The following is a 12,719-nucleotide window of genomic DNA, read 5'->3' as shown; positions in this document are numbered from 1 at the left end:
TTTAGGGCTTGGTGGCTGATCCATTATTTTCATGTTGGGCCTCAATCCAAAATTCCCATGTTTACGTTTCCAGCTCCCGCCTCGTCAAACGCAGCATGCAGTTTTCCCGCACTACGCTTTCCTAGCAGATTCTTACCAAAGTTTATAACATCTTGTACTGGGGCTGCTTTCGGAACGTAATATCTTAATCTATAGTCTTTATATAGACCTAGTGTTTCGTATATCCATTCGCTACTCCACCTCTCCCAGCCAAATCCTTTTGCTTTTCTAGCTTTCATTAATTTGCGTCTTACTTTCTTCTCTACCCATAGTTTCACGTAGTTAAAGTTTCGACCTGAGTTTCCTATCCTAAAGTAGTTTGTCCACCCTCTCAGTATTGGATTAATGATATTTATCACTTTCCATATTGGTTGCGATTTGTGGTCGCGAAATACCTCCTTCAATTTTTGAAGTAAGTTTGTCCGCGCTTTCATCTGTGGTGTTGTTTGTACCCTCCACTTTCCTTGTTTTGTGATCTTCTCTCGAAAATCAAATCCTAGAAAGCTGAATGTCTCTCTTTCCTTTAGGTTAATTACTTTTGTCTTTTCTTTATTTACTTCTACCTTTAGTTTTGCTAATTCTTCTTGTACTCTTCTATACACTAATTTTTCTAGCCATTCCCATCTCTGGTGCCCATCTATCAGTATCACTAAATCGTCTGCCCATCTGGCGTATTCTATATGTCGATATTTTCCCTCTTTTGTCACCTCTTTTGCCTTCTCTAGCATTTTATCTACCTCATTTAGGTATATATTGCTTATTAGTGGTGAAAGTGGTGATCCTTGCGCTATTCCTCGTTTCCCTCCTACTTTGAGGATTAGCTTGATCAAGTGCATGATTTCTTTATCATTTACTCTTTTGGAAATCTTTTCCATAAGAATATGGTGTCGCACATTGTCGAAGTAGGATTTCAGATCTATGTCAATAACTTTTGTATTGCCTTTGATTGCTGCTTTCGATACTTTATCAATTGCTTCATGCGCTTTTCTCCTAGGTCTATATCCATATGATCCGTCCTGAAAGTCAGATTCAAATATTGGTTCAAGTATTAGCTTCAGTGCTGTTTGCACTATTCTGTCCCGGATGCAGGGTATGTTCAACGTTCTGAGTTTTCCCCCAACTTTTGGTATTTCCTTCCTCCGGTTCCTATTTGGGCTATAGGTTTTGGTTATTAGTTCGTGTCTTATTTGTTGAAGATACTTTTCTAAGCCTTCTGCCTCTATCGATTCAAATGTCACCCCGTCTATTCCTGGTGCCCCTTTGCTCTTCTTTGTCAGCTTATATGCTTCTTCTAGTGTCTCCATCTTGCAGACGTGAACATAGATTCCCCAGAATCGCCATTCCGGTTCTGTTTTCGCTTTGGTATATATCTTTCTTCTCAGGTCTTGTAATTTTATTGGCATTTTTATCATTTTTACCTTTACCTTCCTTTTTGTTAAAAGATTTCTACTAGTAGGGTGCCTTTGCTCCATGAGAGTTACCTCACTTCTTTACTACTACGCACCCATCCGCCACCCTCTCATCTTCGGTTCTTTTCCTGTTTTCCAGTTATAGAACCTACCACTCCAAGGTATTTCTCCTTGGGATGAGGAGGGCTTCTCCAGTTGCTTTGTATGTCCTCATTACCATGCTATCACTACCACCCCGCTGAAGTAGAACAATTGTATCAGTCGTTTTTCAACTGCCTATTCTGCTTTCGCCCATTGACCGCTGGCTCAGCCTTCAGTTCTTATCGTTTTCGAGGCCACCTATATGTTTGCTTTCGCTACGGCCTGGTAATTCGCCATTATCCTATGATAACGTTGTCGGTAGGCTTCAACATTTTGCTTTCCCTCCACATTGCTACCCTAGCTACAGGACTTCGACTTTTATCCTGGTGGGTCTACCTCCCACTGAACATACTTGCCTTCTCTGGACACACGATCGATTGCAATAATATCAGGTTTAAAACGCTCTTTAATAACATTTTTAATTTCATCTATTTCTTCACTGGTGAAAGATAATTGTACTCTTGGTGTAATGATTAAGTTATTGGCAGCTATATTCAAAAGTTCGTTATCCAGTTGAAGTTGTTGCAAACGTTCTTTCATATATTCATATTCAATTTCAGTTTGCAGATAGAAAATTTTCATAGGTTTGCTTGGAGTCATACCCAAAAATGAAACTCCTGCTGCCATGTAAATTAGCCAAGAAATTAAAAAGTCACTTTTTCCTACTTTAGGTGCTCCAGCAAACACTAAAAGTCCACTTGGAGTTAAAATTCGAGGAGCAACTATATCTTCTGGCATCGGTGATTTATCGTTAAAGTATTGCCTTGCAGAAAATGAAATCAAACTTTTTGTACTTAGAGTATTAGTAGTAAGTGCAGTTGAAGCTAAAAATTCTTTAACATTTATTCCTTCCTCTACACAATCAGCAGCATCCCAGCCTTTTGTTTTATTTTGTGGAATATTAAGAACAACAAGTGATTCAACTCCGATTTCTAAAAGCTTTTCTTCAGCATTTTTTGCGTATTTATTACCTGCTTCATCATTGTCTGGCCATATAATAATGTGTTTACCTTTTAGCGGAGTCCAATCAGTTTTCTCAATAGGTGCATTTGCTCCAGACATCGCTGTTGTTGCAGTTATTCCTTTCTCTATCAGCACTTCTGCACATTTTTCCCCTTCCACCAGAACAATTTTATCAGACTTTAAGATTCCTGGAATGTTGTAGATTGGCCTTATTCCTGGTGAACCATATCTGCCTCGCTTAACATCAAAAGGCTTGTATACTTTTTTCTTTCCGGGAGGGTCAGAACGGTAAACTTTTACAATCACCTGACCATTTTCATCATAATAATTCCAACTTTGGGTAATAAATTTCTCGAAGTCTTCATCAACATATTCTCTGTATTTTTTATTATTTCCGAGCCATTCACTTATTGAAGCCATTACCTCAGGAAACTCTGTCCTTGCATTCTTTCTATGCACAGCTGCCCAAAGGTCGATAATGTCACCACCTTCTCCAGTTGCAAAATCATTCCATAATCCTGCTCTACTGCCACTTAGTTCTACTCTTAAACTTTGTCCTTTGTTACCATGCACATCACCTATTCGAAATTCATCACCATGGAAGGTACCATTGGGGAAAAGGTAAGAAAGGCATGATCTTAAATTCAACAATAGTTGTGCTTTAATCTCTGGAACATTGTATGAAACACTCATAATTAACCTTTAAATTCGGAGTCTTGTTCTATATATTCACCGGATTTACAAAAACTGTTCAGTTCGTAAGTGCATTGTCTGATCAAAGTTTTGAGTGTCTGAGGTTTGAAAAAAGATTCCAGGTTTTCAGAGGGTAAAAAACTCACGATTGTCTGAGGTATTTTTTTCATGTCCTACAATATTTACTAAGAAAGTTTCATCCTTAAGTCTTTCATTTAAGGATACATCTTATGAAATCTCGAAACTCTTATTCAGGTATTGATCCTAAAGTTGTTAATTTAATAAAATTTTACGCAAAACATTATAAGTCGCTTACTGATCAAGATATTGAAGACATAGAACAGGACCTCTTCTGTGAGTTTCTTTCATGCATAGATCAGTATGATAAGACTAAGGGCAGTCTTTCAACTTTTGCTAAGCAAGTTGTTAAAAATCGTATTAATAATCTAGTCCGTAAACACTCACGTACTACTCCTAAACTTGAAAATAATGTGCAACAGGAAAGTTACTGTTTTGAAGATGAATCGATACTACGTATTGATGTTGAGCAAATTATTTCAAAGTTACCAAAGAAGTGGCAGGTTTTATGTGAACAACTAAAACACCACAGCATTGCTGAAGTTGCAGATATGAACAATATATCACGGACTACTTTGTACAACATTCTCAAGAAAATGCGATCTAAATTTGCATCTCTTTATGAAAAAAAATACAAAAAAAAGTGAACAGTTTTTTGAAATTTGGTGAATTTATATATAAGTCCATACAGGTAAAAATATGAAAATAGTAAATAGTGAAGAAAGAGCAAAAATGGTCACAGGTGTGAAGGTAGTAATCTTCGGACCTTATGGAATTGGCAAGACCAGTCTGCTCAAAACCATCGATGAATCAACAACACTCTGTCTTGATTTTGAAGCAGGACTTCTAGCTGTACAAGACTGGAAAGGAGATTCAACTGAGATTCGCACTTGGAATGAGGCCAGAGACATTGCTTGCCTAATTGGTGGTCCTAATCCTGCGCTGAAATCTGATCAAGCGTATAGTCAAAAACACTATGAACATGTATCTGGCAAGTATAAAGATCTTCTTTCTGAAGTTTCTAAATACCAATGCATCTTTGTAGATAGTATAACCGTTGCTTCACGTTTATGTCTTTTATGGGCAAGGATGCAACCTGAGTGTTTTTCTGATAGATCGGGAAAAGAAGACAAAAGAGCTGCTTATGGGTTACTTGCTCAAGAGATGATGGCTTGGCTCAATCAGTTTCAACATATCAGAGATAAAGACATCATCATAGTTGGCACACTAGGTCAATATCTCGATGACTGTAATCGTTCAATTTGGCTACCTCAATGTGAAGGGGCTAAAACTGCTAGTGAGATTCCAGGGATAGTTGATGAGGTAATCAGCATGGTTGGAATCAAGAAAGATGATGGCACAGAAAAACGTTCATTTGTCTGTCAGACTATTAATACTTGGGGATACCCTGCTAAAGATCGAAGTGGATGCCTGAATATGGTTGAAGAACCGCATCTTGGTAAATTACTTGCGAAAATTAAAGCCAAAACTTTTGCGCCTATTGCTTAATTAAAAATTGGAGAATAGTTATTATGGAACAAAGCTTTTTCAATATCGGTCAAAAAATTCCCTTTTTCAGCGTAAAAGAGTATTTAAACGACAAAGCACCGATACCAGAAGATATAATCTCACCAAGGATTTTAACAAAAAGAGGTCTATTGGTACTAGGTGGCCCACCTAAAATTGGCAAAAGCGATTTTCTAATTTCATGGCTTGTCCACATGGCAGCAGGAGTTTCATTTTTGGGTATGACTCCAAGCAAACCTATGAAAATTTTCTATCTGCAAACTGAAATTGAATATGAATATATGAAAGAACGTTTGCAACAACTTCAACTGGATAACGAACTTTTGAATATAGCTGCCAATAACTTAATCATTACACCAAGAGTACAATTATCTTTCACCAGTGAAGAAATAGATGAAATTAAAAATGTTATTAAAGAGCGTTTTAAACCTGATATTATTGCAATCGATCGTGTGTCCAGAGAAGGCAAGTATGTTCAGTGGGAGGTAGACCCACCAGGATAAAAGTCGAAGTCCTGTAGCTAGGGTAGCAATGTGGAGGGAAAGCAAAATGTTGAAGCCTACCGACAACGTTATCATAGGATAATGGCGAATTACCAGGCCGTAGCGAAAGCAAACATATAGGTGGCCTCGAAAACGATAAGAACTGAAGGCTGAGCCAGCGGTCAATGGGCGAAAGCAGAATAGGCAGTTGAAAAACGACTGATACAATTGTTCTACTTCAGCGGGGTGGTAGTGATAGCATGGTAATGAGGACATACAAAGCAACTGGAGAAGCCCTCCTCATCCCAAGGAGAAATACCTTGGAGTGGTAGGTTCTATAACTGGAAAACAGGAAAAGAACCGAAGATGAGAGGGTGGCGGATGGGTGCGTAGTAGTAAAGAAGTGAGGTAACTCTCATGGAGCAAAGGCACCCTACTAGTAGAAATCTTTTAACAAAAAGGAAGGTAAAGGTAAAAATGATAAAAATGCCAATAAAATTACAAGACCTGAGAAGAAAGATATATACCAAAGCGAAAACAGAACCGGAATGGCGATTCTGGGGAATCTATGTTCACGTCTGCAAGATGGAGACACTAGAAGAAGCATATAAGCTGACAAAGAAGAGCAAAGGGGCACCAGGAATAGACGGGGTGACATTTGAATCGATAGAGGCAGAAGGCTTAGAAAAGTATCTTCAACAAATAAGACACGAACTAATAACCAAAACCTATAGCCCAAATAGGAACCGGAGGAAGGAAATACCAAAAGTTGGGGGAAAACTCAGAACGTTGAACATACCCTGCATCCGGGACAGAATAGTGCAAACAGCACTGAAGCTAATACTTGAACCAATATTTGAATCTGACTTTCAGGACGGATCATATGGATATAGACCTAGGAGAAAAGCGCATGAAGCAATTGATAAAGTATCGAAAGCAGCAATCAAAGGCAATACAAAAGTTATTGACATAGATCTGAAATCCTACTTCGACAATGTGCGACACCATATTCTTATGGAAAAGATTTCCAAAAGAGTAAATGATAAAGAAATCATGCACTTGATCAAGCTAATCCTCAAAGTAGGAGGGAAACGAGGAATAGCGCAAGGATCACCACTTTCACCACTAATAAGCAATATATACCTAAATGAGGTAGATAAAATGCTAGAGAAGGCAAAAGAGGTGACAAAAGAGGGAAAATATCGACATATAGAATACGCCAGATGGGCAGACGATTTAGTGATACTGATAGATGGGCACCAGAGATGGGAATGGCTAGAAAAATTAGTGTATAGAAGAGTACAAGAAGAATTAGCAAAACTAAAGGTAGAAGTAAATAAAGAAAAGACAAAAGTAATTAACCTAAAGGAAAGAGAGACATTCAGCTTTCTAGGATTTGATTTTCGAGAGAAGATCACAAAACAAGGAAAGTGGAGGGTACAAACAACACCACAGATGAAAGCGCGGACAAACTTACTTCAAAAATTGAAGGAGGTATTTCGCGACCACAAATCGCAACCAATATGGAAAGTGATAAATATCATTAATCCAATACTGAGAGGGTGGACAAACTACTTTAGGATAGGAAACTCAGGTCGAAACTTTAACTACGTGAAACTATGGGTAGAGAAGAAAGTAAGACGCAAATTAATGAAAGCTAGAAAAGCAAAAGGATTTGGCTGGGAGAGGTGGAGTAGCGAATGGATATACGAAACACTAGGTCTATATAAAGACTATAGATTAAGATATTACGTTCCGAAAGCAGCCCCAGTACAAGATGTTATAAACTTTGGTAAGAATCTGCTAGGAAAGCGTAGTGCGGGAAAACTGCATGCTGCGTTTGACGAGGCGGGAGCTGGAAACGTAAACATGGGAATTTTGGATTGAGGCCCAACATGAAAATAATGGATCAGCCACCAAGCCCTAAAGAGGCGCGCCAGTTCTCGACCCTACCACTACGTAACGTTTTTGATGCTGGCGAGAACAGTAGTGAAAATGATAACAATGCTATGCTATTTTTCCTGCAAGAAAGAGTTGAAAAATTGAGAGCGTTAGTTAATCCGAATGCAGGAGTCATTTTAGTACATCACACGAAGAAGATGCAAAAGAAATCATTAGAAGAAGATCCTTTTCAGAGTTTCAGTGGTGCTGGTTCGTTAAGAAGCTTTTATACTACAGGAATGATAATGTTTAAGCCAGATGAACGGCAAAGTAGTCGTCAACTGATGTTTGAATTACGTAATGGTCATGCTATTCCATCAAAATGTGTTGATAAAATCGATAACTGCTGGCAAATACTTGATTATGAGTCACAGAGACTGATACATAAAGATTATGGACAAAAATTAGATGCAGAGCGTTCTCGTAGATATGATATTATACTGCAATTAATTTACGACGAGGCGAGAAATAGAGGGAAAGTATATACAATCAATACATTCTGTGAGGTATTTGAAAATAAAGCAGGTCTTGGTAGTAAAAACTCCATTCGTGAACGCATTGATGTTCTTGCTGCAAAAGGTTACATTAAGTTTAACAGGAATGATAAAAATGCTGAAAGAAGTAAGTATGGGATACTTTGTGTTGAAGATATGGAAAAGAAAGTTACAAACCAACTAAATAAGGATATTACAGTATATGAGAAGATTTTACCAACCGATTATAAATCGCCAGAATATGGCAGTATTATGCCAGTTGAAGATTCAAACATTTGGCTTTACTATAATTAGATCTCTTCTATATCATTTACAGTAATAAGGTTACTTACGAAGTATATTGATTATTTCAGACTCCAGAACTCTTCAGTCTTGGCAGAATCTGGTGCAGTTTATGAGATCTGGTACTTTCTGGTAGTAAAAAAATGCTAGATTTTCAATGGTTTAATGGTTGACAGATTTCTGAGCTGTAATCTGGTTTAGGTGGCAAAAAGCTTAGGAGTATTGAGGAGTTTTGACCAGTCTCCAGTTTCCAAAATTTCCTATTATTATATAATAATAATATAGTAGTATGACTTTAAAACATACTACTCTGTTCGGTTACTAACCAGTCTACAATAATAAGCTATGGATACGTATAAAGCTCTCTTTCAAAATTATCTGATAAAAGAAATGAAAGACAATGCTCAGAAAAAACAAATGAACCGTAATTGGATTTTAAAGCGATTCTACAACCTCAGGGTACAATTATACCACCAAGACCTAAGTTACTCACGTAGGGTAGCTTAAAACTCGATTATGAGGCATTTCTAAATTATTTCTTGCTTTAAAGTTTTACTTGTTATAAAAAAACCCTTATTGTACCCTATCACGCTTTTTATTCGTTGTAAAACATTTTTTTCAAAAAAGTGAAAAGTTTTTGTAATTTAGGTGAAACAAGAGCTGGTTTTGGAGGTCTTATTGAGATATAACGACTTTTATCTAAAATTCTTAAGTTGAGTCTTTAGGTAATCTCTATAAATAATTTGTAAATGAAGCTAAAGGAAAAAAGTTGCTGCCATAAACATAAGCTACAAAACCCTCTCAATAGTTCAAGATGGAGACAAAGATCTAAATTTATTTATTTACGTCTCCAATTTTATCTAGTATAACGGAGACAAAGATTTATATTTCGTATTTTATGTCTCCATCATTTATTGGTAGGCAAACTGAGTTAAAACAACTACTGGAGCTTACAGAAAAAAATACTGCATCTTTTGTAGTAGTCAAAGGAAGGCGTCGTATAGGAAAAAGTCGTTTAATTCAAGAGTTTGGTAAGTATTTTGAACAATATTACTCCTTTATAGGTTTGCCACCAGAAAAGCATACTACAATGTCCTACCAACTTAATGAATTTTCTAGACAAGTTGCTAGACAATTTAATACATCTTTTGCTAGGTATGATGACTGGAGCGATTTACTATGGGCAGTTGGTGAACGTTTGCTATCAGGAAAAACATTATTGCTGTTTGATGAAATTTCTTGGATGGGTTCAAAAGATCCAACGTTTTTAGGAAAAATAAAGAATTTTTGGGATACGCAGCTAAAAAATAATAACAAGCTGATTTTTGTTGTTTGTGGATCAGCTTCATCCTGGATCGAGAAAAATATACTTAGTAGTACTGGTTTCGTAGGAAGAATATCGTTAACTTTAACACTCGGAGAATTATCACTTTCTGATTGCAACGAATTTTGGCCAAAAAATATTTCAGCATATGAAAAGTTCAAGGTGCTTGCAGTAACTGGCGGAATTCCAAAGTATTTAGAAGAGGTAAATTTTAAGCATAGCGCTGAAGAAAATATTAAAAGGCTTTGTTTTACAAAAGGTGGGTTTTTAGTTGAAGAATTTAATCAAATATTCTCAGATTTATTCATGCGAAAAACGGCTTTTTATAAGCAAATAGTCAGAGCTCTTTCTACTGGAGCTAAAGAACAAGAAGAAATTTGTGCTACTTTAAATATCGTAAGACATGGACGCATTTCTGAGTATCTACATGAGCTTGAGCTTGCTGGTTTTATTGCAAAAGATCATACTTGGAGTATAAAAACTGGTACTGATTCACGACTCAGGAGATACAGACTTCAAGATAATTATTTAAGGTTTTATCTAAAATATATCGAAAAAGATCTAGGGAAAATTAGTCGTGACACCTATTCTATAGGGTTCTTACCAGAGTGGTATACAATTATTGGGCTTCAATTTGAAAATTTGGTGCTGAACAATAGAAAGAGTATACATAATATCTTAGGAATTGATGGAATAATAAGCGAAAATCCATTTTTTCAGAAAAGAACGCGTAATAGCGCAGGCTGTCAAATTGATTATATGATTCAAACAAAGTTTAATACTCTCTACATTTGCGAAATCAAATTTTCAAAAGATAAAATTGGTCATTCAATAATACAAGAGGTACAAAAGAAAATAGATGCACTAAATCGTCCAAAAGGCTTTTCATGTCGTCCAGTCCTTATCCACGTCAATGATGTAAGTGATGATGTTATAGATAGTGGTTACTTTTCACACATCATTGATTTTGGAAAATTATTGAATTGTAAGTAATGTTTTTTCTGACTTAAAAATAATGTCTTTTTAGTTTTTACGTTTATTCTTAACTTATAGAGGTTGCTTATGACTGATACTTTAACTTTAAAAGAAGGAGATATTGAAACTACTGCTTTTGATAATAGCAGTTTTACTAGAGTACTACATGATGGAGAGTGGTGGTATGTAATAACAGAAGTAATAGCTTTTCTGACAGGTAGTAAGAACCCATCTGACTATCTAAAAAAGATAAAAAGCAGAGATATAGGGCTTTCTGAAGGATGGGGACAATTTGTCACCCCCCTTGAAATTAAAACAAAAGGTGGTAAACAGAATGTTAATTGTACAAATGTTGAGGGGTTGTTTCGTATTTTGCAGTCTATTCCTTCCAAAAGAGTTGAGCAATTTAAACGTTGGCTTGCAAAAGTTGGGTATGAAAGACTACAAGAATATGAAAACCCTGAACTTGCACTCAAACGAATCTATGCCGATTATGCTGCAAAAGGGTACCCTCAAGAATGGATACAAAAGAGAATAGAATCAATAGCTGTCAGAAATCAACTAACAAAAGAATGGGGTAATAGAAATATATCTGACCACAATAACAAGTATATTGAAGGTAGGGAATACGCAATATTGACAGACGTAATTTCTGAGGGAACATTTGGAGTAAAAACAAAGCATCATAAGGAAATAAAAGGCTTGAAGAAACAGCCTTTAAGAGATCATATGACGCCGATTGAGCTAATTTTCAATATGCTAGGAGAACAGGCTACAATTGATGAGATAAAGGATAAAGATGCGCAGGGTTATAATAAAAATTTAGAGGCGGCAAAGGAAGGAGGTAAGAACGCAGGCACAGCAAGAGAGGCATTTGAAAAAGCGAGAGGTGTGAAAGTCGTTTCTTCAGATAACTTTTTAAAGAGGATTAAAGATTAAAGTTCTCACTATGAGAAATCTCTGAATTTTATGGTTTAAAACGTTTTAGAAGGCTATTATAGTGTTATTGATGATTTAGGTAGGTATTTGTGTATGTTTTTACCAAAAATTCATGTAATTTCTTCTCAGCTCAAATAGAAAGTTATTTCCAAAATGGAAACAACTCAAATAGTAAGGTGTCTAGGAGTTCTGTTTAGCGGGTTCTTAAAGCTCTTTAATTTCTTAGCTGTCTTAAAATTATTTTAACTTTTTTTGAGAAAATCCCGGAAAAAGTAGTAAGAAATCCGATATATATATAATAGAAGGGCATTGTTTGAACGAGGTAGATACGCTTTAAGTACAAAGAAAATGTCAATCCTACCACTAACAAACATTTAGTAGAAAGGAAATTTGGTAAGCTTGAGAATTTATATTTTTTTAGATGAGATAAAAACTTCGTTTTAAAGCTAGATGTGATTCTATGGGTATACGTACACAGCACTTCACCAAAGAATGCATATAACACCCTTTAAAACTTAATTAAATGGCATTGTCAATAACCTTACTACTATAGAACAAACCTGTATATAAGTCTAATACGATTTTTGTACTTTGCAAATAAAAAAAAATTGAACAGTTTTCGTAATTTTGGTGAATATATATAATAAGAAAACAACTTTCTGCAGTAGCACATAATTCTCATTGTTGGACTACAAAAACCTATGAATTTCTAGTGTATTTTGCAGGAACCAAACGATATTTTGGAATCAGTGCTACTTATAGTCAATGTTTTGGTGATTTTATGATAAAAGCAATAGATTTTTCAACTTTAAAGAACTCATTTTCATATAAAGAATTTATACCGCAAAAGACTTTATTTGTCGCAAGCTATAGATAAGTCCTTTTAATTTTAGAAAGTAGTATGTCAATCCTAACACTAGACCTTGGCAAGCAAACAGGCTGGGCAATTCTAACAGATGGAGTAATTGAAAGTGGAAGCGAAAGTTTTCATGGTAGTCGTTTCAGTGGAGGCGGAATGTGCTTCTTAAATTTTCGTAAGTGGTTGAATGAAATGAAAGAAAAATTTCCAAGTATTGAAACAGTGTATTTTGAGGAAGTGAGAAGACACCTTGGAACTGATGCAGCGCATTGCTACGGAGGTTTCTTAGCGCATTTGTCTGCTTGGTGTGAAGAAAATCATATTCCCTATCAGAGCGTTCCTGTTAAGACTATAAAACGCTTTATCACAGGCAAAGGCAATGCAAGTAAGAGTGAAGTTATTGAAGCGATACGTGAAAAAGGGTTTTTTCCTAAAGATGATAATGAGGGGGATGCTTTGGCATTAATGTTCTACGTTATGAATCTTAGTAAAGATTTTAACACATTAAAAATACCGTAAAAGTGGGTCCTTTTGGCCATATTGGCGGGTTTGGTGGTGCTGACCCCAGGCCTT

Annotated in this window: 8 protein-coding genes and 2 pseudogenes; 8 read left to right on the top strand and 2 right to left on the bottom strand. The window is 36.1% G+C overall.

Annotated features, from left to right (window positions below; translation table 11 throughout):
* Nucleotides 1-41: 41 nt before the first annotated feature.
* Nucleotides 42-1,511: a group II intron reverse transcriptase/maturase gene (gene ltrA, locus ONG75_RS02295; RefSeq protein ID WP_264375419.1), complete on the bottom strand. Its 1,470-nt coding sequence runs from the start codon at nt 1,509-1,511 to the stop codon at nt 42-44.
* A gap of 450 nt (nt 1,512-1,961) precedes the next feature.
* Nucleotides 1,962-3,245, bottom strand: a pseudogene (locus ONG75_RS02290) (AAA family ATPase); the annotation flags it as partial.
* Between the two features lie 230 nt (nt 3,246-3,475).
* Here ONG75_RS02290 and ONG75_RS02285 point away from each other — a divergent pair.
* The 8 genes and pseudogenes from ONG75_RS02285 to ONG75_RS02250 all read left to right on the top strand — a co-directional run bounded on the left by ONG75_RS02285 (nt 3,476) and on the right by ONG75_RS02250 (nt 12,665).
* The gene (locus ONG75_RS02285) at nt 3,476-3,970 is read left to right on the top strand and encodes an RNA polymerase sigma factor (protein ID WP_264375668.1); all 495 of its coding nucleotides are present in this window, start codon (nt 3,476-3,478) and stop codon (nt 3,968-3,970) included.
* Between the two features lie 52 nt (nt 3,971-4,022).
* The gene (locus ONG75_RS02280) at nt 4,023-4,832 is read left to right on the top strand and encodes an ATP-binding protein (RefSeq protein WP_264375667.1); all 810 of its coding nucleotides are present in this window, start codon (nt 4,023-4,025) and stop codon (nt 4,830-4,832) included.
* Between the two features lie 23 nt (nt 4,833-4,855).
* Nucleotides 4,856-5,299, top strand: a pseudogene (locus ONG75_RS02275) (AAA family ATPase); the annotation flags it as partial.
* A gap of 450 nt (nt 5,300-5,749) precedes the next feature.
* Nucleotides 5,750-7,219 (top strand): group II intron reverse transcriptase/maturase, encoded by a 1,470-nt coding sequence (gene ltrA, locus ONG75_RS02270; RefSeq protein ID WP_264375419.1) that lies wholly within the window; start codon nt 5,750-5,752, stop codon nt 7,217-7,219.
* Nucleotides 7,220-7,227: 8 nt separating this feature from the next.
* Entirely contained in the window at nt 7,228-8,061 is an 834-nt protein-coding gene (locus ONG75_RS02265; RefSeq protein WP_264375665.1) for a helicase RepA family protein, read from the top strand.
* A gap of 886 nt (nt 8,062-8,947) precedes the next feature.
* Entirely contained in the window at nt 8,948-10,366 is a 1,419-nt protein-coding gene (locus ONG75_RS02260) for an AAA family ATPase (protein ID WP_047759169.1), read from the top strand.
* 69 nt (nt 10,367-10,435) lie between these two features.
* Entirely contained in the window at nt 10,436-11,287 is an 852-nt protein-coding gene (locus tag ONG75_RS02255; protein WP_264375664.1) for a BRO family protein, read from the top strand.
* Nucleotides 11,288-12,188: 901 nt separating this feature from the next.
* The gene (locus ONG75_RS02250; RefSeq protein ID WP_264375663.1) at nt 12,189-12,665 is read left to right on the top strand and encodes a Holliday junction resolvase; all 477 of its coding nucleotides are present in this window, start codon (nt 12,189-12,191) and stop codon (nt 12,663-12,665) included.
* Nucleotides 12,666-12,719 lie beyond the last annotated feature (54 nt).

The organism is Wolbachia endosymbiont (group B) of Sphaerophoria taeniata, assembly GCF_947179355.1.
In the GTDB taxonomy this organism is placed as follows: domain Bacteria; phylum Pseudomonadota; class Alphaproteobacteria; order Rickettsiales; family Anaplasmataceae; genus Wolbachia.
This window is presented reverse-complemented; position numbering and strand designations above follow the sequence as displayed.